The 20,947-nt window shown below is 35.6% G+C and carries 18 protein-coding genes; 7 read left to right on the top strand and 11 right to left on the bottom strand.

The window, feature by feature from the left end:
- Positions 1–53: 53 nt before the first annotated feature.
- The gene (locus A1704_RS11055) at positions 54–1,460 is read right to left on the bottom strand and encodes a DUF5689 domain-containing protein (protein WP_062673317.1); all 1,407 of its coding nucleotides are present in this window, start codon (positions 1,458–1,460) and stop codon (positions 54–56) included.
- A gap of 25 nt (positions 1,461–1,485) precedes the next feature.
- The gene (locus A1704_RS11050) at positions 1,486–4,365 is read right to left on the bottom strand and encodes a carboxypeptidase-like regulatory domain-containing protein (protein ID WP_062673315.1); all 2,880 of its coding nucleotides are present in this window, start codon (positions 4,363–4,365) and stop codon (positions 1,486–1,488) included.
- 246 nt (positions 4,366–4,611) lie between these two features.
- Here A1704_RS11050 and A1704_RS11045 point away from each other — a divergent pair, with 246 nt between their 5' ends.
- The 3 genes from A1704_RS11045 to A1704_RS11035 all read left to right on the top strand — a co-directional run bounded on the left by A1704_RS11045 (position 4,612) and on the right by A1704_RS11035 (position 7,612).
- Positions 4,612–5,802 (top strand): endonuclease/exonuclease/phosphatase family protein, encoded by a 1,191-nt coding sequence (locus tag A1704_RS11045; protein ID WP_062673313.1) that lies wholly within the window; start codon positions 4,612–4,614, stop codon positions 5,800–5,802.
- 51 nt (positions 5,803–5,853) lie between these two features.
- Positions 5,854–6,273 carry a DUF6146 family protein gene (locus A1704_RS11040; protein WP_062673311.1) on the top strand — a complete coding sequence of 140 codons (420 nt, stop codon included), beginning with the start codon at positions 5,854–5,856 and terminating at the stop codon, positions 6,271–6,273.
- Positions 6,274–6,844: 571 nt separating this feature from the next.
- Positions 6,845–7,612 carry a GLPGLI family protein gene (locus A1704_RS11035; protein ID WP_062673309.1) on the top strand — a complete coding sequence of 256 codons (768 nt, stop codon included), beginning with the start codon at positions 6,845–6,847 and terminating at the stop codon, positions 7,610–7,612.
- Between the two features lie 133 nt (positions 7,613–7,745).
- Here A1704_RS11035 and A1704_RS11030 read toward each other — a convergent pair whose 3' ends face one another.
- Together A1704_RS11030 and rho are read right to left on the bottom strand one after the other, a co-directional pair.
- Complete coding sequence (locus A1704_RS11030) at positions 7,746–8,342, bottom strand: superoxide dismutase (RefSeq protein ID WP_062673307.1); 597 nt, start codon at positions 8,340–8,342, stop codon at positions 7,746–7,748.
- Positions 8,343–8,537: 195 nt separating this feature from the next.
- Entirely contained in the window at positions 8,538–10,373 is a 1,836-nt protein-coding gene (rho, locus tag A1704_RS11025) for a transcription termination factor Rho (protein ID WP_062673305.1), read from the bottom strand.
- 144 nt (positions 10,374–10,517) lie between these two features.
- Here rho and A1704_RS11020 point away from each other — a divergent pair, with 144 nt between their 5' ends.
- The 4 genes from A1704_RS11020 (at position 10,518) to A1704_RS11005 (ending at position 14,410) form a co-directional block, all read left to right on the top strand.
- On the top strand, positions 10,518–10,907 hold the full coding sequence (locus A1704_RS11020; protein ID WP_062673303.1) for a DUF4293 family protein: 390 nt from the start codon (positions 10,518–10,520) through the stop codon (positions 10,905–10,907).
- A 142-nt stretch (positions 10,908–11,049) separates the two neighbouring features.
- Entirely contained in the window at positions 11,050–11,970 is a 921-nt protein-coding gene (locus tag A1704_RS11015; RefSeq protein WP_062673301.1) for a M28 family peptidase, read from the top strand.
- Positions 11,971–12,205: 235 nt separating this feature from the next.
- Positions 12,206–14,044: an ABC transporter ATP-binding protein gene (locus A1704_RS11010; RefSeq protein ID WP_062673299.1), complete on the top strand. Its 1,839-nt coding sequence runs from the start codon at positions 12,206–12,208 to the stop codon at positions 14,042–14,044.
- An 18-nt stretch (positions 14,045–14,062) separates the two neighbouring features.
- Positions 14,063–14,410 (top strand): DUF1801 domain-containing protein, encoded by a 348-nt coding sequence (locus A1704_RS11005; protein WP_062673297.1) that lies wholly within the window; start codon positions 14,063–14,065, stop codon positions 14,408–14,410.
- A 49-nt stretch (positions 14,411–14,459) separates the two neighbouring features.
- On the opposite strand, the gene A1704_RS11000 is transcribed toward A1704_RS11005, so the two are convergent.
- The 7 genes from A1704_RS11000 to A1704_RS10970 all read right to left on the bottom strand — a co-directional run bounded on the left by A1704_RS11000 (position 14,460) and on the right by A1704_RS10970 (position 20,908).
- Positions 14,460–16,262: a hypothetical protein gene (locus A1704_RS11000; RefSeq protein WP_062673295.1), complete on the bottom strand. Its 1,803-nt coding sequence runs from the start codon at positions 16,260–16,262 to the stop codon at positions 14,460–14,462.
- 293 nt (positions 16,263–16,555) lie between these two features.
- Entirely contained in the window at positions 16,556–16,876 is a 321-nt protein-coding gene (locus A1704_RS10995) for a hypothetical protein (RefSeq protein ID WP_062673292.1), read from the bottom strand.
- Position 16,877: 1 nt separating this feature from the next.
- Positions 16,878–17,291, bottom strand: coding sequence for a hypothetical protein (locus A1704_RS10990; protein ID WP_062673290.1), 414 nt, complete (start codon positions 17,289–17,291; stop codon positions 16,878–16,880).
- Positions 17,292–17,388: 97 nt separating this feature from the next.
- Positions 17,389–17,862, bottom strand: a complete 474-nt coding sequence (locus A1704_RS24915) for a helix-turn-helix transcriptional regulator (RefSeq protein ID WP_238590608.1) — start codon at positions 17,860–17,862, stop codon at positions 17,389–17,391.
- A 906-nt stretch (positions 17,863–18,768) separates the two neighbouring features.
- Positions 18,769–19,425 (bottom strand): phosphatidylserine decarboxylase family protein, encoded by a 657-nt coding sequence (locus A1704_RS10980; RefSeq protein WP_062673286.1) that lies wholly within the window; start codon positions 19,423–19,425, stop codon positions 18,769–18,771.
- A gap of 4 nt (positions 19,426–19,429) precedes the next feature.
- On the bottom strand, positions 19,430–20,302 hold the full coding sequence (locus tag A1704_RS10975) for a phosphatidate cytidylyltransferase (protein WP_062673285.1): 873 nt from the start codon (positions 20,300–20,302) through the stop codon (positions 19,430–19,432).
- Between the two features lie 24 nt (positions 20,303–20,326).
- The gene (locus tag A1704_RS10970) at positions 20,327–20,908 is read right to left on the bottom strand and encodes an LUD domain-containing protein (protein WP_034691583.1); all 582 of its coding nucleotides are present in this window, start codon (positions 20,906–20,908) and stop codon (positions 20,327–20,329) included.
- Positions 20,909–20,947: the final 39 nt, after the last annotated feature.

Raw genomic sequence — 20,947 nt, 5'->3', positions numbered from 1 at the left:
TCAAGCTGCCCGATTTTTATAAAGTGTATTAGAATATATTTTATCCTAATGAATTACTCAATTTTGATGTTATCGATCTGAACATCATATATACCACCATTTCCTGTTTTAATCGCAAACATATCTTTTCCGGCTGTAGTGTTAATATCTGCAATTCCTGTAAGGGTAAGCTCAACTAATCTCCACTGTCCATTTGTATTGATAGAACCGTTGTAAGAGTTAGCACTTTCTACTCCTAAAGTAGCACCAGTAGAGAATGTTCCTAAGTTGAATACGTAGAAGCCTCCACCTGCTTTATATACGTTGAAAGAAAGACTTTTCCCTGTTGCAGTACCTTTGATATATATTGTAATTCTTTTTGGCACCGCTGGGATTCCTGTAGTAGCCACAGATGTAAATACATAATCGTTAGCTGTAGGAGTACCTTTGATCTGAAGTGAATTTGTACCATTATACCCAAGACCAACACCTTGTGTAGCGTAAGGCTTAAGACCGAAAGTATTTACACTTGATAAGAAAGATGTCCAGTTTTCAAAGTCAGAACCTGCGAAAAGGTTTACAGCAGAAGCAGACGGAGCATCAGGTTCACCCGGATTGAATCTGTCGTTAGGGAAGTTAATATCATCAAGATTTCTGATATAAGCCTGATCTGTGAAAATCGTTGCATTACTTGAGCTGGTAAAACGGCTTAGTAGAAGAACGATATCACCACTTTTTGCATATTTAGGAGAGATCGGCGATTTCGCAAAAGTTGCATAGTTACTGAAACGAAGATCTAATCTACCAGCCTTTTTATCAGTGATATAACGGTCTCCTGTTCCTGATTCATCAGCAAAAGTTTTTGTCAATTCAGGATCTTCGAACTGAACATTTTTAATTTTTACAAGCTGATTGATGTGAGCACCATTTTTAAGAGCATCAGCGATAGAATTAAACTCTAATGGCTTTATTGCAGTTACAACAGCCTTTTGTCCGTCACAAACTCTTGCCATGTAATTGGATAGTTTATTTGGGTTGATTCTACCGATAGGATAATTAGGATCAAAAGAACCTACTTTAATATTCCCATTAATACCTTGAACGATCAATCCTTTAAGATTGATTCTTACTAAAGATCCGGTAGGATAATCAAGATACTGATTTCCACCATCGATGTCAATTTCAATCCCTTGCGTTGGGTTTTCAGGTTTATCCTGAAGGAACATCATTTTATAGATATTTCCTGATTCATCACTTGAAGAAACATAAGCTTCAACAATGTAATCTTCTTTAATGATATCAGCTTCAGTTGGTTTTGCTTTTGCAATGGTAACAAGATCAGTTAACGGGTGATTAGCTGCTGCAAATTTGTTGGTACATTTAATTTCCGGTAATTCATAATCATCGGTTTTTACACAAGACGAGAATGCAAGCATTGAAATAGCACTAAAGATCGCCGCTTTAAAATATATATTTTTCATTGTTTTCGATTTTTAATTTTAGTTTTTAGAATCTGAATTGAAGATTAACAAAATAAGATCTACCCTGATTATACCAATACTTTGGTGCAAATACCATATTGCCACTGTCATAATCATTAGCGTAATCAATATAGTTAACGTTTCGGGTCTGTTCAAATCCTCCTGTAATATAATTTCTGTTGTTAAGGATGTTATTTACCGATGCAGACACCAATACATAATACTTACCAATCATCCAGGACTTCCCTGCATTGACATTGAAGAAGAATGCTGAAGGAAGCTTTGTAGGCGTAAGAACTCTTGCTAGTTCTTCATCATTTACCTGGTCATAAGGCACTCCTGGTGTGCCAGGATTGGTATAGAATCTGTCTGTTCTGGTCACCGGAGATGGGTCTAAGAATGAATGCCCAAAATAGTTCCAAGTTGCTCCTACCCACCAGTAGTTTTTAGTGCTGCTGTAACGAAGACCTAGTGTATATGCTTCCTGAGGAGTACCCCCTTGTCTGTAATTTTTAAGAGTAGCCTCACCCATGTTGGTATACGATCTTGATACGATATTTCCATTTCCGTCAAGCTCTCTGAACGTTCCAACAGCGTCAGATGCAAAATAAACTGTAGGATTATTAGTATAAGTGTATTGTCCTAAGCTTAATAACCCACTGGCAGTTAAGTTAGGAGTTACTTTCACTTGTCCACCAAGCTCAATTCCCATATTTCTTTTATTTGCACCTGCCAGTACCTGCGTAATGAAAGCTCCATCCTGAACCGGAGCCTGATCACCACTTTCAGTAAGGTTTGTTAGTTTAACTCCCTGTGCAAAATATCTTTGTACACTTGTTTCGTTTTGAGTATTAACAAGGTAACCGGTCAATCTAAGTTTAACAATCGGAGTAGAGATTACATAACTCAGATCGTTGGCATCAACAACAACATTTTTGATACCAGGAGTGGTAACACCACTTACTCTGGTATTAAAGTAAATATCATTCAGGAAAGGAGACTGCGAGAAGTAAGCTCCGTTATAAACCAGGAAGTTTCTACCATTGATTTTATAAGTAACCTGTCCTTTAACACCAGCATTCCAAAAGTTTTGGTCTGCCCCTTTTCCGTAAGAAGACTCATACAGGTAGTGTTGGAATAATCCTTCTCTGCTGTTTGATGTATATCCAAATAATCCGGAAATAAAAACATCAAATTTTCCGGTGGAGAATTTGAAAGCAGGATTTATTTTGAATTCCTGTCTTCTGAAAATATAGCTGTACCCGATTTTATCCCCTTCTCTTTTGGCAACATCAGTATCGCTTTCTCTTGTATTGAATTTTCCCCAAACACTTCCTGCCGTGGTATTGGATGCAAATGGATCCATATTTAAGGCAAAATCAGCTCCTAATAGGTCATTCACTTCTCTGTACTGCTCAGATCTGTAGTTCTGGTAAGATAAGTTTAAAATAAAACGGGAAGTATCGGTGAAGTTATAAGTATAGTGGGTAGATACATTCCATACTTTATCATCTTTTACGTCATCCACAAGATAATAAGCGGCTCTTCTTCCGCCCAATAATGCATTGTATTCTACATTTCGGTTGGCATTATAAAGATTATCCCAGTTGATCTGTGTGTGTGACTGGTCATCATTGGTCCACCAGTCTCTTGTGATTCCGATGTTGGCAGCCTGCTCCGGAGACGGATCTTTATAGTTTAACCAATAGCTTGGCAGATTACGGTAATAAGTTGGAGACGGGTTATTAGCTCTGTACCAATCCAATCTTGAACTGTATTCTTTCCCAAACTGGTAAGAAACAGACGTCCATAACTGAGAGTTTTTATTGATTTTCCAGAAATCCTGTAATTGGATCATCGGCTGGAAACCTCTTTTCACTCTTTCATTTCTTTTATCTCCGTTTTGCCATCCCCAGTAAGAGTTGTAATGAACACCTCTGAAGTCATATACTTCCTGAGTACTTGGACTTGAAGAGCTTCTGGCATATTTAGAACCAATGGCATTTAAGGTCATGGTATGGCTGTCGCTGAATTTCTTCTCAATACCGACATATCCACTGTATGCATCATAAGCGGTACCATCCTGAATCCCTTCCTGTGCCCATCTCCTTGCGATCATTCCTGTAAATGCCCATCCGTTCTTATTCATTCCGGATGAAAATCTGTAGGATAATCTGTTGGTATAATTTCTGTTGGTCAGAGAGTATGTCAACTGGCTCCCTTTTCTGTACTCGCTGGCTTTTGTATTTTTATAAAATACTCCCGTAGTTCCTCCGAAGGCATATTCTGAAGGGGCATGGTTAGCTGCAATTTCCGGGTAACGGGTAATTTCGTTCAACCCTCCCCAGGTACTGAAGTCTACATCTCCATTATCAGCTGCAGCCATAGAAACCCCATTGATCATGTTCTCACCTGTTCTGCTATCAATTCCTCTTGGACGGAACCAGTACGGTCCTAAATCAAAACTTGCAATTCTGCTGAAAACATCCTGAGAAGATTGTAATAAACCTACCGTGGCCGTTTGCTGTGCACCACCGCCATCACTTTCTCCAGAATCTTCTATGATAGCTAACCCTTGATCAGCACCATTCAGTGCAGAATAAAGAGTAATTACTCCAAGATCTTTTCTTTTCTCATCACTGGTTACGTCAAATTCAAAAATTTTAGTTTCAAAATTGGGTTTTGTAACCATAATCTGATAATGTCCAGGCATCAAATCTTTAAATTGGAAATATCCGATTTTGTCTGCCTTTGCATCATTTCCTGCTCCTTTTAAATCTACACTTGCTTGCTCAACAGGCTTGCCATCCGCATCCTTAAGATACGCAAACACAGTTGTCTGCGCATAATAATAAGACGCAGGCAGCAAAGTAAATAAAGAGATCAATGATAATTTTTTAATCATGAGTATATTTATTTTTTAATACTTTTATTGTTAATTTTCAACAGTTTAAAAGTTGGGGGCACAAAATTAATCAAATTTTGCAATTCAGAACTTTTTTAACGTTATTTTTCCTTAACATTGCAATCTTTTAAGAATCATTATAAAAGAGAGGTTCAAATTACTGCTTTTAAATTTACAAATATTTAAAACGCAGCAAGTTAAAAAAAAGTAAATTTGTAATTAATAGTATAATAAAACTCCAAAGAGATGAAGAGATTTTCGAGTCTGTTTGCCCTGTTTATTTCGATCGTGGCATTCTCCCAACAACAAGGAAAACTGAGAAAAGTAGCAACCATAGGTTTCTTAAATGTAGAAAACCTTTGGGATACTATCCGCTCAGCTGATTATATTGATGGAACCAAAGACATTAAAAACCCTGCTTTCCACAGAAGTATCCCTATGGATTCTATTCAGTTTCTGGAAGCAGAAAAATACGACGGACCCTGGAGTGACGGTGCATTAAAAGGGAAAAAAGCAGTAAGAATTCAAAGTGGTTCTGAAGAATTTACTCCTAAAAGTGCTAAGAACTACGGATCTAAAATTTATAAGGCAAAACTGGCTAACGAAGCAAAGGTGATTTCTGAAATGGGAGCACAATATACCAAAACAGCTCCGGCAGTAGTAGGCTTAATCGAGGTTGAAAACAGACAGGTCATCCAGGACCTTGTGAACGAACCTGCTTTAAAGAAATATGACTACGGAATTATTCATTACAACTCTTATGACTATAGAGGAATTGATGTGGCATTGATCTATCAGAAAAGAAGGTTCACCCCTACCAATTCATTAAAAAAAGAACTGGTAATTTACGGTGACAACGGAAAAAGAGAATACACAAGAGATATCCTTGTCGTAACAGGATTTCTGGACAATGAAAAAGTAGCATTTTTTATGAACCACTGGCCTTCAAGAAGAGGTGGTGAAGCAATTTCTTTACCTAAAAGAAATGCTGCGGCTGCCTTATTAAAACAGCAGATGGACAGCGTAAGGACTGCAGACCCTACTACCAAACTTTTTGCTATGGGTGACTTTAACGACGATCCTGTAAGCCCAAGTTTAAAAAACCATTTGAAAGCCCAGGCCAATCCAAAAGATTTAAGCGAGGAAACTCCTTATCTTAACCTGATGTATCCTTTATATAAGAAAGGAGTTGCTTCTTTGGCTTATCAGGATGCTCCCAACCTGTTTGACCAGATTATTGTTTCTAAAAACGTAATTTCAGATCAGGTAACTAAAGAATATTCTGTGTACAAAGCAGAAATTTTCGCTCCAGCTTATCTTGTCAATAAAGAAGGAAATTACAAAGGATATCCTTTCAGATCATGGAATGGAGATCAGTTTACAGGAGGCTACAGTGACCACTTTCCTGCATTTGTAGTTCTTCAGAAAGAACCATAAAAAAGTTAGGCACTCTTATTGGAGTGCTTTTTTTATATAAATACCTATATCATGAAAAGTATTATTTTATTAGTAATGATTGCATTGGTACCTTTCAGCTGTTTTTCTCAGGAAACACCAAAGAAAGATAAAGAGCAACATGAAATGAAGCCTTCTAAAAATGAAGACGGAGAATGGGACCTTACGGTTATCGATACCCAATTCGATTATTTTCTGAGCGCTGTTGCCAGACCTATCAGCCAGTACACAGAATCTTATCTGAAGACAAAAAACACATTTTTGGTCAATGAGTGGAACAGCTATTATCATTCCGGCAGATACAGAAATATTATTGAATCCGGAATCGATTATGATCCTAAGGAAAATTACGGAATCAAGTTTGAATATAAATTATACCAGGTTTTCGCCTATGTAAACTGGAAGTATAAGCTAAGATTGAATGGATTATCCGGAAGCGATGCAATAAGGTAAATTTAAAACATCCTCAATAAAAAGGTTCAAAGTAATTTTGAACCTTTTTTATATAAATGCTGTTTAAATTCCATTGAAATACTCAATAGAAAGTCTTTCTTAATAGTATTTCGAATTCCCGTAGTAAAAATACAACCCTTTAATTTAACGACGCAAAAACAACTAATAAACAGACACTTAACATAAAAAAATAGTTCACAACAAATTGATTTTATTTTATATTTTAATAATGAATTTAAAAAAACTCATTATGAAAAAAATTATTTTATTAGCAGCTTTCGGAGTTGCTGGATTAGTAAATGCTAAAAGCACAGTGGCATAAAATCGTTATTCCAAGGTTACAGAAATCAAAGAAGAGGAAAAGGAAAACAAAGTAAAAGCATTTGGATGTATGCAAGTTTTTATTCAAACATCTTGCGGACTTAATTCATACACAACATGGTGTAGCGAATGGGGAACCGAGTGTTTAATGAGCGATGCAGAAGCCGTTGAACAAATTAACTGTCATCAGTAATCAAAAAAATAACTCAGATAGTAAATAAACTATCTGAGTTTTATAATTATGTAAAAAATGAAAAAATTATTACTACTATTTATTATTAGCATAACAACTTTCATTCAAGCACAAGAAGTGAAATCAAGTACAGTATTTTATTATAAGTACACGTTCATGCGTGATTCCTTAGATAAAGACCGGAAATTTGAAGAGACGATGGTACTACTTTCAGATGGTAAAGAATCTATCTATAAAAGCTTCTCAAAAATGCGTAGAGATTCAATCGTACAAAGCAACTTTGACAAAGGAAATTACACTATAAACTTTGCTTCCATGCCTCAAGCAAGGGTAAATCATGAGGTATTTTACAGTATAGACAAAAAAATTAAAGTACTTGATAAAATTGTCAATAAGTTTTACGGATATGCCGCCGAAACAATACACTGGGCAATAGAAAATGAGAAAAAGAAAATAGGTGAATTTAATTGTCAGAAAGCAGTTTGTATGCTCGAAAACAGAAAGTTTACTGCTTGGTTTACTTCTGACATACCATCTCATGATGGACCATTTCGATTTAAAGGACTCCCAGGACTGATTGTTGAAGTGTATGATTTAAACCATTATTTTACATTTAGTTTGGTTGGTGTTAAGAAACAAAGTTTGAATATAACCTTACCAAAAAATTTTATTGAAACAACAAAAGCAAATTTCATTAAAGAAAGAAACGATTTTTACGCTGATCCTGCTGGAAAAGCTAAAATGTATATGGGGAATAGTGTTCAATTAGCAGACCCAAAAGTTATTAACGAAAAATTTAAAAAAGATAATCTATTCATAGATTAAAAGAAAAAGGAGACTGTCTAAAAGCACCTTTCTCTCAGACTCTTGTGTGACAAATTTTGTCATTTAAGAAATTCTCAGAGTGTTGGTCTACCTTTTGAGACAGTCTCCTTTTAATTTTTATAATAGCTGAAAATTATTTATTGAATAATTCCTCTACTTTATCCCAGTTTACTACATCAAAGAATGCAGAAACATAGTCAGGTCTTCTGTTTTGGTAGTTTAAATAATAAGCGTGCTCCCAAACGTCTAATCCTAAAACCGGAGTTCCTTTAACGTCTGCTACAGGCATTAATGGGTTGTCCTGGTTGGGTGTAGAAGAAACAGATACAGAACCGTCAGCATTTTTAACTAACCAAGCCCATCCTGAACCGAATCTTGTTTTAGCAGCCTCAGAAAAATCAGTTTTGAATTTATCGAGACCCCCGTAATTTTCGATAGCTGCCTTTACATTTCCTACAGGCTCTTTGCTTCCTCCAGGAGTTAAAATTTCCCAGAATAGAGTGTGGTTGAAGTGACCTCCTCCGTTATTTCTTACTGCTGGCTTGTCAGTTCCTGTCTGGCAGATTTCTTCAATAGTTTTTCCTGCTAGTTCAGTTCCTTCAATTGCTTTATTTAAATTGTCAATATATGCCTGGTGGTGTTTTGTATGGTGGATTTCCATAGTTCTTGCATCGATCGTTGGCTCTAATGCATCATATGCATATCCTAGTTTTGGTAATTCAAATGACATAATCTTTATTTTTAATGTTATACTTCAAAATTAGCCAATATTTAAGGTATTATCAAGGATTGTGGATTACTTTAATAAATCTTTAACATTGATATATTGATTTAGAATGAATTAAGTTTTAATTTTTTTATCATATTAATAAAAAGCACGAACCCCAATGATCCGTGCTTTCTATTTAACAATATTAAATTAAATTTATTTATTCATAGACATCAGGAATTCCTCATTATTCAGAGTTCCTTTGATGTTTTTATTAACAAATTCCATAGCTTCTACAGGATTCATTTCAGAAAGATATTTTCTGAAGATCCACATTCTCTGAGAAGTTACTTCATCAAGAAGCAGATCATCTCTACGGGTGCTGGAAGAAATAAGGTCAATAGCAGGATAAATTCTTCTGTTCGCAATTTTTCTGTCTAGCTGAAGTTCCATGTTACCTGTACCTTTAAATTCTTCAAAGATAACTTCATCCATTTTAGATCCTGTATCAATTAATGCCGTTGCAATGATTGTCAGAGATCCTCCTCCTTCAATTTTTCTTGCCGCTCCAAAGAATCTTTTTGGCTTGTGAAGAGCATTGGCATCTACCCCACCGGAAAGTACTTTACCAGATGCAGGCGTTACGGTGTTGTAAGCTCTTGCTAATCTTGTAATAGAATCCAGTAAGATCACTACATCATGTCCGCATTCTACCATTCTTTGTGCTTTTGCAAGAACAAGGTTGGCTACTTTCACATGTTTTTCTGCTGCTTCATCAAATGTAGAGGCAATTACTTCTGCATTTACGCTTCTTTCCATATCAGTAACCTCTTCCGGACGTTCATCAATCAAAAGAACCATCATATATACTTCCGGGTGATTGGCTGCAATAGAATTAGCAATATCTTTCAGCAACATCGTCTTACCTGTTTTAGGCTGTGCAACGATCATTGCTCTCTGACCTTTTCCAATAGGTGCAAATAAATCTACAATTCTGGTAGAAATGGTAGAATTGCTTCCTGCCAAATTGAATTTTTCTTCCGGGAAAAGCGGAGTAAGATATTCAAAAGCTACACGGTCTTTGATGAATGCAAGATCACGTCCGTTTACTTCTGTAGGTTTTAACAATGAAAAGTATTTCTCTCCTTCTTTTGGAAGTCTTACAATTCCTTTCACTGTATCTCCGGTTTTTAACCCATAATTCCTGATCTGTGCTGTAGATACATACACATCATCCGGAGAAGAGATATAGCTGAAATCTGAGGAACGTAAAAATCCGTAGTTATCCGGTAAGATTTCCAAAACACCTTCAATACTTACCAATCCATCGAAATTGAATTCTTTTTTATGCTCGTTCTGCTCCTCTGCCTTTTCAGAATGTCTGTTTTGATTCTGATTTTGGTTTTGATGCTGCTGATGCTGATGTTGTTGGTTTTGATTTTTATGTTGGTTTCCACTGTTCTGTGGATGGTTGTGTCCTTTTTGGGGTCTGTTAGCCTGTGGTTGTTGAGGATTAGTAGGCTTTTCTTCGGCCTGAACAGGCTCTTGAGGTTCTGTGTTTTTTGGAGTTTCAGTTCTTTCCTGAGATACTTCTGCATTTCCTGAATTGGTAGAAACTCTTTTTCTTTTCTTTTTTGCCTGAGCAGTTGCTGCTGATTCTTCTGTTACTGTTGCTACAGTGGTTTCAGCTTTTGGTTCTTCCGGTTTTATGTCTTCAGAAGCAGCTACCTTTTCTTCTACTATTTCCTCTGTTTTAGTTTCTACCGGAGCTTTTGCTGGTGCTTTTGGCTTGGCTGCTGTTTTTTTCGGGGCAGCTTTTTTTGCCGGGGCTTTGGCAGGTTTTTCTGCTGGAGCCTCTTCAGTATTTACACTGGCGGTTTCTGTGGCGTTGAAATAATCTTTTGCAACTTTAGGGTTAGAAGCCTGAAAGTCAAGAATAGCAAAGATCTTGTCATTTTCATTGCTGGTTCTTGCAACTTTAACGCCCAAATCTTTTAAGATTTTAGTCAGTTCCGTTACGGATTTTGACCTTAACGTTTCTATGTTAAACATATTTAATGTAAAAATGTAATTAATTGTGAGTAAGAAAAGTAAGTCCGGTGACTTTTGTTTTCAAGTACATTGTATAATGCAAATCTACACTTATTTTTGAATTGTGCAAAATTTATATTATTTTTGCCAAGAATTTAATATTCAATGCTACAGAGAATACAAACCATATGGACTTTATTAGCAGTTTTAGCTGCTGTTTTCCTTTTTATAACAGGACAGGATGTTGTCATTTCAGACAGTATTCCTTTACTTAATATAAGCTGTATAGTACTTGTTATTATTGGAGCATTAAGTATTTTCAGTTTCAAAAACAGAAAAAGACAAATTTTGCTGAATACCATCAGCATCATTATAAACGCTTTGTTGATTGGTGTATTGGCGTACTGGTTACTAAACTTATCCGGAGGAATTCAGATTCCTGAGAAGGGTATTGAGCCGATTTTCCCATTGATTGCGGTAATCTGTCTGCTTATGGCAAACATTTACATCCGTAAAGATGAGAGGCTCGTAAAATCTGTAGACAGACTTCGATAGCCTTACAACGATTTTTTGAGTGAGAACAGCTTCTTTTTAGGAGCTGTTTTTTTTTGTTATCCATTCTTAAATTAATTTATGTAAATTCATTGCAACTTTTTGATTAAAAACACGACAGATCATATAATTTTAACAAAAGACAATGAAAAAGCTAACGTATCTTACTTTATCCCTGTTCTCAATATTTTCCTTTGCACAGGAAGTTTCCAAAGAAAGAGTAAAAACAGTTCTTTCCACTCTCGCTTCAGATGAAATGAAAGGCCGTGAAATCGGAACTCAGGAAAATGAAAATGCAGCTAATTATATCGCGAAACTTTTCAAAGAAAATAATCTGGAATACTGTACCGGAAAATCGTATCTGGTGCCTTTTGACTACAATGGAAAGACTGTATACAATGTTTGCGGAATCAAAAAAGGAAAGTCAGATCAGTATCTGGGTTTTTCAGGGCATTTTGATCATATCGGAACCAGTGATAAAAGTGGAGACAATATTTATAACGGAGCAGATGATGACGCCAGTGGAATCACTACTCTGGTAGGTATTGCTGATTATTTTAAAAATAAAAAACCGGAATTCTCTATGGTGTTCATGGCATTCAATGGAGAAGAAAAAGGAATGCTGGGTTCAAGAGCGATTTCAACAGATAAAAATCTGGATCACATTTATAATAAAATGACTGCTCTTTTCAATTTTGAAATGGTTGCTACAGAATCTCAATGGGGAAAAAATGCATTATATATGACAGGTGACGGATTCTCAGATCTTGATGAGCTTTTCAATCAGAATGCAGTAAACGGATTAAAAATCAATGCTGATCCCTATGCAAAACAGCAGCTATTCTACCGTTCAGACAATGTAAGCTTTGTCAAAAAGAAAATCATTGCCCATTCATTTTCTACTGTTGATATGACCAAAGCGTTTCATTATCACCATGAAAATGATGACATCAACGTTGTAGATTTTGATAATATGACTCAGATCATCAATAATTTGGGAAAAACACTTGACAAATTGAGTCCTAAAAATTTTGCTCCGAAGTACAATGATCAGGTGAAATTTTAAGTAAAATCATTATAAAAAACTGCTCTTTCAGCAGTTTTTTTTATTATACAGCAAGACCTTCCGATCTCCTGTTCTTAAGCCAAGTTCAGGCTTATTTACGCAAAAAAATAATGCTTAATAGTGCTGAATTGTAACAAAAAGACACTTTTTGAAACTTATCCAGTAAAGTAAAACAGGATTAAGAACGTCTTATCTTTTAATTTTACGTAATTTTGCTATCCAATTTTTTCATTGAATGAACCAATATATTAAAATACTAAAGTTCGCAAGACCCCACCAAAAATACATCTACGGAAGTTTGTTTTTCAATCTTATGTATTCTGTATTTCAGATTGCTTCCTTAGGGACTATTCTACCTGTTTTGGGAATGCTTTTCGGAACCATTGAGGCTAAAAAATACAGCCATCCACCTGTGTATTCGGGAGAAATTTTAGATTTTTTCTCCTACGCAAAAGAATATGCCAATTACTATGTTCAGAGTTTAGTAATCCAGTATGGAGCACTTAACGTTTTGGCGTGGCTTTGTGTGGTAACAGCGTTTATGTTTTTACTGAGAAACCTTTTCAGATATTTAGGTTCATTTTTATTGATCAATTACCGTGTAGGGGTTACTAAAGACCTTCGTGGAGCAATGTACAGAAAGATTCTTGCTTTACCTGTTTCCTTTTTTACAGAAAGCAGAAAGGGAGATCTGATGTCTCGTATGTCCAATGATGTGGGTGAAGTTGAAGGGAATATTTTAGGAAGTTTAGTTGAATTAATCAATGCACCTTTCATGCTGATCAGTACACTGGTAACGCTTTTCTTTTTAAGTACAGAGATGACGCTTTTTTCTCTTTTAGTATTGCCTGTCATGGGAACCATGATTGCTTTAATAGGAAAAAGTCTGAAAAAGGATTCTCATCAGGCTCAAAATGAGATGGGGAATATTTTCTCAATCGTAGATGAAACACTAAAATCTACAAAGGTAATTAAGATTTTCAGCGCAGAAAAAATAATGGACAACCGTTTTATGCAGTCTATGCAGAAATGGATCAACAGCTCCATAAATTTAGGAAGAAAAAAAGAACTGGCCTCTCCTATGAGCGAATTTTTAGGATCGGTGACGTTCTTGATTATCGCCTGGTACGGTGGAAAGCAAATCATTGTAGAACAAAGTATTTCACCTGCAGATTTTTTGGTTTTCCTGGGTATTTTCTTCCAGATTTTACCACCTGTGAAAAGTTTATCTCAATCTATTTCGAATGTTCAGAAGGGTGAAGCTTCTCTTGAAAGAGTTTTAGCTATTCTTGATGCTGATGTGAAAATTGACGAAGTACCCAATCCTGTTTCTATCTCAACATTAAAGCATTCTATCGAATTTAATAATATTGGTTTTTATTACGATAAAGATCATACGATTCTTAAAAACTTCTCCCTTTCTATTCCAAAAGGAAAAACTGTTGCTCTTGTTGGGCAAAGTGGAAGTGGTAAAACAACTATTGCTAATCTTTTAGCAAGATTTTATGATGTTTCGGAAGGAGAAATTCTGATTGACGGAACAGATATCAAACATTTAAAGCTACAAGAATACCGTAAGTTATTGGGAATGGTAACCCAGGAATCTGTATTATTCAATGATTCCGTTTACAATAATATTCTGATGGGTAAACCTGATGCCACCAGAGAAGAAGTGATTGCAGCCGCTAAAATTGCCAATGCTGATGCATTTATCAACACACTTCCTGAAGGATATGATTCCAATATCGGGGATGACGGAGGTAAACTTTCCGGTGGTCAGAAACAAAGGGTTTCTATTGCCAGAGCAGTATTGAAAAACCCACCTATCATGATTCTGGATGAAGCTACCTCTGCACTGGATACGGAATCTGAAAGATTCGTACAGGATGCTCTGGAGAAAATGATGGAAAACAGAACTTCTTTAGTCATTGCCCACCGTCTTTCCACCATTCAGAAAGCAGATTGGATTGTAGTGATGGAAAAAGGTGATATCGTGGAACAGGGAACCCACCACGACCTGATTGCAAAAAGAGGAATGTATCACAAACTTGTTGAACTTCAAAACTTCGACTAATCTTTTAATTGAATTAAAATGAACCCTATACAAGAGTATTTCTACAGAATCGAAGAGCCTGAAAGAAGTACTCTTTTATTTTTACGTGACACGATCTTAGCTTCAGATCCGGAAAACATTACAGAAACATTTAGTTTCGGTCTTCCGTTTATCAAATACAAAAAGAAAATGCTGTGCTATTTCTACTACAGCAAAAAATACAAAAAGCACTACCTGAGCTTTTATCATGGTGACAGACTTGATTATCCAGAACTGATCCAGGACGGCAGAAAGAAGTTTAAAATCCTTCTTATTGATACGGAAGACGATATTCCCGTAGAATTCATATTAAACCTTGTACAGGAAGTTAAAAGACATATAAAATAAAAACTCCGGCACGAATAATCGTGCCGGAGTCATCTTTAAAAACCTTTTATCATTGTGTGTTTATTCCGTTAAATTCCGCCTGCTTTATTGCCCAGGCAATCATATTGGCAAAAAGGATTGAATTCTGAACCTGCATTCCTCCAGTTGTATATCCGTTTCCAGCATAGCCATAAGAAGACTTCTGCACTGGGAAATATCCTCCTGTACTTGGTGCTACAAAAGGTTCTATTGTATTACTCGGATATTGATTTCCATTGGCATTTTCATTACTTAGAAAGCCGCCATCCCCAAACCATACAAAGTTTAAACTTGTATTTCTTAATCCTGAAATTCCTGTTCTGGCAGTTGTGCTGTTGATAGGCTGCGCATAACTGTATGGAACAAATCCACTTGTCAGGCCTGAAATATTTACTGTGGTAGAAGCATCTTCACCCCAGTTTTTCCCTCTTACATCTCCAAAAGGCCCGTTAAGGATAGGATCATCATTATTGGTAAGAGCATACACAGATCCAGCACCGCCTCCATAAGATGCTGAAATGGTAGGATCAGAGAATATTCCTCTGAATAGATTCTGTGCTGTGCCCGTATCATCCGTCATCGCAATGACAACTCCTCTTTTATTAAGATAAGAAGCAATATAACCTGCATCTGTAGCATTAGGTGTGTAGTTGTAGCCAATGACAACAATATCCGGCTTATTGTTAAGCGCTGTCTGAAGAGCTGTTGATGAAGGGGAATTTCCCAAAGAAGTATGGGTAAAACCTTCATATTTAACAATACTGGAAGCAGCAGTACCAAAATTTGTGGGAGAATCCATCAGACTTCTTGAGGGACCGGTATAGGCGCTATAACCGTACGCTGTTTCTAATCCGATATGGAGAACTGTTTTTTTAGGAATTACAACCACTACATTTACAGAACATGTTGTAGATACTCCCCCTTGACTGTCAGAAGTAATAGTAATTGTCTTCACTGATGTAGAAGTTGGGGTTCCCGTTCCTCCTAACGTAATATTCTGATTTCCTGTAGACGTAAATGTACCTAAACCACTGAAGGAAATTCCGTCAACGGTATTGGTAGTAATCGTGTAACTTCCCAACGCTGAAACATTCACAGGTAAGGTAATTGTATTCGAAGCTGTTAGGGCTGTCCCCACTTTGTATACTCCATTTACTGTTGCAGTACCACAGCTCATGGTATATGTACCTGCAGGACTTAGCACCGTAATAGAAATAGCTGGAGTACAAGTTACTTCAGTTCCGTTGGCTTCAAGAACTACATTATCCGTCTGAATATTCTGGGGAGTTCCCTGTCCCGGAATCTGTATGGTTTGTGTTCCGGCATTTAAAAATACACCTGTTCCATAAAAATTGTATCCGTTTGTGGTAGTTCCTGAAATGGTATAATTACCCGGTTTGGTTACATTCACGGCAATGCTTAGATAATTTGAGTTGGTAAGCTCTTTTCCTTTTACATAGCTACCCATGGCTTTGGACGTGGAGCAATCTATGGTAAAAACAGCTTTTCCCATCTGTCCGCAGACACTTTTCCATTCGTTATCCGCACGGCTCCAGTAATTGAAACAGTCTTCTGTGGTGTTGTAAATCGTCAGACCATCATCATTGGATTGATTGATTACAATTGCATTTCGCTGTGCTTCAGTTAAACGAGGAATAAGGACTCCTTTGTTATTATTTCCTGAAACAACATCCAAAACGGAATTAGCGTTCGGGGTTGTAGTATTAATCCCTACTGCACCATTATTGGTTTGAGAAAAAGATTTTCCAAAAACAAAGAGCATTGCGATGAACAAGGCTTTGATTGAAGGCATTGTAAATTTTGTTTCCATCATTGTAATAAGTTATAGTTGTTTGATAATTAAAATTTTAACCTGAACATTTAACTTCCACAAAATTATCAAGCACAGACGATTACAAATTAATTCCCGCTACGCAATACTACTCACGCGTAGTAAAACTCACAAATGCCAATAACTTATCATCACATTCAATACAAATAAAAAAGTTGAGTTATAAAAAACTCAACCATAAATTTAAAAACAAATTCAAAACAGCATAAAATCAATTCTTTCTAATGTAATAAAAAAAAAATAAATCGATTAGATTAAACAGAATACAATACTTTTTATAATTTAAAAATGGTTTTCCATCTGGCAATTGTATTTCGGCTTATCTTAAAATGATGACTCACCTGAAGATTAGTCAGTCCATTTCTTTTTTGGTAACTGAGAATCCTAAGAATAGATTCCTGATCATAAGACCGAAGCTTCTGATTATTAAGGCTAACCGTATATTCAGCCTCTCCAAAAATCAGCTGGTTAAATTTCAGAATATCAAAAGCTGAATGCAATGAATTCAGCTTGAGCCTGATGGTGGCATCTGATAATTTTTCGGGAAATTTTTCTTCAAGAATGTCGGTATAAATCTGCTTATAATCTGGTATCATATTATATCTTTTTCATCCATTTAAATAAAGTGGTTCTGGGTATTTTATACCTTTCAACCACATCATTGGCCGTCATTTTTCCTGTATTTATTCTTTCCAGCACAAAATCCTTCACTTCCTGTGTATAGATACTCTTTCTGAAAACCATGGTTTCTCCTTTATGCCGGAATGTATTATCAACTCTTGAACCTGGCGAGTATAAAATCAGATGTCCTGTATAGAACCTAAAAAAATCGAATTTTAAAAGCTTACACCATTTCAGAAGAACATCGGTATCCATACTTTTGGCATGATACATCCTCTCTACTTCGTCTTCCGGCCTGTTTAAAAACCTGGAAATTCTTTCTATTGAAATCTGACACTCTTCTACTTTAGCCTGGATAAGGCTTCCAATATGAATGTTCTTAATATTCATCACAATGCTTTTAAGTAAAAATATTGATAAGAAAATCAAAAAACACCATCGGAAGCTACTCAACACTACGTACGAGTAATAAAAATCAGAATTTTGTTTAAATTTTTATAAGAAAGCTATTGATATTAATCTCCGAGGAAATATTTAATTTTTTCCGGATTCTGTACTTTTTACTTTCCACAGCCCGAATACTGTTTTTGGTACACTGTGCAATTTTTTTTGTATCAAAATCCAGCTTCATCAATGCACAGAAATAGAGTTCAGAATGGATGAGATTAGGATTTATTCTTAAAATTTCAGGAATAAAATGAGGAAAAAACACCTGAAATTTTTCAAAGAACATTGGTGAATTATTTTCTGCCAGGCTTAAAATCTCCTGGACATTTTCTTCTGAAAGATGATTGATAAGCATCTGATGCTTCATCAGTTCTGTATTCGTTTTTACAAGATCCTTAATGGTAGAGTCTTTTTCTTTTTTATCGGAAATCAGTCCATGAATCAATGCATCTTTCTGAGTGATAAAAACAATATCCATGAAAAAATAGGCGATAGAAAACAAGATATTTAACAATTTTAAGGTTTTAAAATCATCTTTTTCTAAAAATCTACTTCTGGGAAGAAAATTAAAATCATAGTAAAGGCATGCAATAAAGTTAATGCTGATAATGAGAGTAATAAAAATGATACAAAACGGATCCTTCTTATAATTGAGAAAAAATGGAACTGCAAATAAGAGGCAAAAATAGAAATATTCTACACCGCCACTCTTATAGGTATAAATATAAAAAAAACTTACTATAAAAGTCAGTAAAACAAAAACAAGGATAATAAAAGGCTTCAAAATCTTTTTAAATCTTCTTGTTTTACCTTTTATAGCCATCAGAAGCAGCCAAAAAAAAGTAATAGAAGTAAGGAATATTGAAATCAGCATGTCTCCAAAAAAAGCAATGATAAAAACAGAATAAAACAAGAATATGAAAAACAATGAAAACAGATACCTGTTAATAATATTCAGATAATTACGGTCAGCATTAGCTTCCATTTTGTCTGACTCGCCATTAAGCATTTTAAATAAAAAATTATAAATCATCTTATTGTTGTTTTATAAAGAACAAATAGGGATTCGAACAAAGCTAGAAAAAAATCCTCTATATTCTTAATCAAATAAAATACAAAGTGCCTTTTAATAATTTCCTGTTAAAAAAATTAAGTGATTTTCTTTATACAATTTACTAAAATTCCAATATTGAAATATTGAAACTAAGCAAAATCATATGACAAAAACATTAACAGTTATCAACTTACCTAATTAATGTGTCTTATTTTTAAGCCGGCAAAATTATTGTTCTCTATAAAAGAAAACCTATATATCAATACGCAATACTACTCTTGAGTAGCTAAACTCACCTATCAGTAGTACCCATCAAATGAAAAAGAGGACCCAATGGCCCTCTTATATATTTATATTGTAATAATTTTAATTTTCTTTCAGTTTGGCGATAACATCCTCACCTCCTTTTGTAATATCTCCGATCTTACAGATAATCTCTGTGTCTAAAGGCAGGAATACATCCATTCTGGAACCGAATTTAATAAATCCGAATTCATGCCCGGCCTTTGCTTTATCCCCTTCATTACAGTAGAAAACGATTCTTCTCGCAACATATCCGGCAATCTGTCTGAAGACTACTTTATGATTAGTCATCGTCTGAATAGCTACCGTAGTTCTTTCGTTTTCTGTAGAAGACTTTTCATGCCATGCTACCAGATATTTTCCCGGGTGATATTTTTTGTAAATCACTTCTCCTGACACCGGGTATCTGCAGATATGAACATTGAGTGGAGACATAAAAATAGAAACCTGGATGGCTTTTCCTTTTATAAATTCATCCTCTTCCACTTCTTTGATCATTACCACTTTTCCGTCAACCGGAGCAATAACATTTTCTTTGTGATCAAGAATATTACGATCCGGAACTCTGAAGAACCAGAAAACTAAACCGTAAATAACCAACAAAGGCATAATGATCACCAGTGACCATATTTCAAGGAAATAAATTGCTAAAGCACCCAGAATAATAAAAAGCAGGGTTGCAACGGTAATCGTTCCTTTTGATTCTCTATGTAATTTCATGAGACTAAATAAATTTTTCTAAAATAAAGTACAAATATACGACAGGAACGCAGATAATAAAACTATCCAGTCTGTCTAAAACTCCTCCATGCCCGGGAATGATGTTTCCACTGTCCTTTACACCGAAGTTTCTCTTCAATTGACTCTCCACCAGATCTCCTAAAGGAGCAAAGGCAGCAATCAAAAATCCTACAACCATCCAGTTGCCTCTCAGCTCAGGCTGATAGTGTTCAATAAAGTAGGATAAAACCAATGTTAAAACAACACCTCCGGCATATCCTTCCCAAGTTTTTTTAGGGGATATTTTAGGGGCCATTTTATGTTTACCGAAGAATTTTCCTACCAGATACGCAAAGGTATCGCTGCTCCAGATCAGAATAAACAGGAACAGAACCTCCAGAGAGAAACTGTCACTATAACTGGAGAATTTGGGTAACCCCAATGCAAAACTGAAGGGCAGGGCTACGTAGATTACGGTAAAAATAAGTTTTCCGCTGTCGAAGTAGAGTTCGTTGGGATATTTGAATAATGTAACCACAGCAATCCCAATAAGTACCAGTGCCAGTATTTCACTAAGCCTGAAATCAAAAAAGAAATCGTGATTAAAATATCTTTTGGAGAACATATAGAATATAAAAATGACCAATGGATATACCACCCATTTTTCATAGCCGTTTCCAAACTTCATGATTTTGACACACTCCCAGGTTCCTACAACCAGCAGCAAACTCATTAATCCATGATAGAGATACTGTTGCTTGATAAGACCAGGTGCAATATTGTTCAGCAGCTGTGCTCCCAGTGGAGTAGAACAAAGAATAATGATAGCTACATAAACGATACCTGACAGGGTTCTTTGAATGAGATTTTTGTCCAAAATTTAAAATTTAGAAGTGGTTGCTTAATCTTCAAGCAGCAATAAAAACAGTTTTGTATTGGAATTGGAAGAACTGTCCATTTTCGATTGGCTTCCGCTTATGGAAGTAAGGTTCTTGATATTTCCGTTTCTTTTTATTTTCCCCATAGCGTCATTCAGGTTGTTTACAATCTGAGAAACATTGGCAATAATGATAATTCTATCGGGAAGCCTTGAAGAATGATAATGAAGAATATTATTATGTGAAAGCATGATTCTGCCGTCATAAGCAATCAGATATTCACAGGTGATGAATGCGGCGTCATTAGACGGCTGTAATTCTGAAGTATACGAAGACTTCACAACGTTCAAAAAATTCTGAAGTTCTTTATCCCAACAAAAAAGATTATGTATCCCTTCTATTTTGATAATTTGATTTAAAGTTTGTAGAGCCTCCGCTTCATCTGCACAATAATTAAAAAATCCCCCTGAATGCGTAAATAATTGCGCAAACTTATAGTCAAGATCCGCATTTTTCAGCGAATCCCCAAGCTTCTCCAGGCTCTGTTTGTCCTCTTCTTCAGGCTGGTTGGTAAGTTTGCTTACAATCCTCTTGAATAAATTCAACTTAATCTATTTTTAGTCAACTTTATACAAAAATAGAAA

The organism is Chryseobacterium cucumeris (assembly GCF_001593385.1).
Classification (GTDB): domain Bacteria; phylum Bacteroidota; class Bacteroidia; order Flavobacteriales; family Weeksellaceae; genus Chryseobacterium; species Chryseobacterium cucumeris.
Note: the sequence above shows the minus strand (reverse complement) of the source record. Positions and strands in the feature narration are given on the sequence as shown.

Excerpts from the sequence above, each read along its gene's own strand:
- A1704_RS11030 (WP_062673307.1), bottom strand. The coding sequence starts at position 8,342 with ATGTCATTTGAATTACCAAAACTAGGATATGCATATGATGCATTAGAG.
- A1704_RS11000 (WP_062673295.1), bottom strand. The coding sequence starts at position 16,262 with ATGATGGAAACAAAATTTACAATGCCTTCAATCAAAGCCTTGTTCATC.
- A1704_RS11035 (WP_062673309.1), top strand. The coding sequence starts at position 6,845 with ATGAAAAAATTATTACTACTATTTATTATTAGCATAACAACTTTCATT.
- A1704_RS10980 (WP_062673286.1), bottom strand. The coding sequence starts at position 19,425 with ATGAAATTACATAGAGAATCAAAAGGAACGATTACCGTTGCAACCCTG.
- A1704_RS11055 (WP_062673317.1), bottom strand. The coding sequence starts at position 1,460 with ATGAAAAATATATATTTTAAAGCGGCGATCTTTAGTGCTATTTCAATG.
- A1704_RS11020 (WP_062673303.1), top strand. The coding sequence starts at position 10,518 with ATGCTACAGAGAATACAAACCATATGGACTTTATTAGCAGTTTTAGCT.
- A1704_RS11040 (WP_062673311.1), top strand. The coding sequence starts at position 5,854 with ATGAAAAGTATTATTTTATTAGTAATGATTGCATTGGTACCTTTCAGC.
- A1704_RS10995 (WP_062673292.1), bottom strand. The coding sequence starts at position 16,876 with ATGATACCAGATTATAAGCAGATTTATACCGACATTCTTGAAGAAAAA.
- A1704_RS10990 (WP_062673290.1), bottom strand. The coding sequence starts at position 17,291 with ATGAATATTAAGAACATTCATATTGGAAGCCTTATCCAGGCTAAAGTA.
- A1704_RS11010 (WP_062673299.1), top strand. The coding sequence starts at position 12,206 with ATGAACCAATATATTAAAATACTAAAGTTCGCAAGACCCCACCAAAAA.
- A1704_RS11005 (WP_062673297.1), top strand. The coding sequence starts at position 14,063 with ATGAACCCTATACAAGAGTATTTCTACAGAATCGAAGAGCCTGAAAGA.
- A1704_RS11045 (WP_062673313.1), top strand. The coding sequence starts at position 4,612 with ATGAAGAGATTTTCGAGTCTGTTTGCCCTGTTTATTTCGATCGTGGCA.
- rho (WP_062673305.1), bottom strand. The coding sequence starts at position 10,373 with ATGTTTAACATAGAAACGTTAAGGTCAAAATCCGTAACGGAACTGACT.
- A1704_RS11050 (WP_062673315.1), bottom strand. The coding sequence starts at position 4,365 with ATGATTAAAAAATTATCATTGATCTCTTTATTTACTTTGCTGCCTGCG.
- A1704_RS11015 (WP_062673301.1), top strand. The coding sequence starts at position 11,050 with ATGAAAAAGCTAACGTATCTTACTTTATCCCTGTTCTCAATATTTTCC.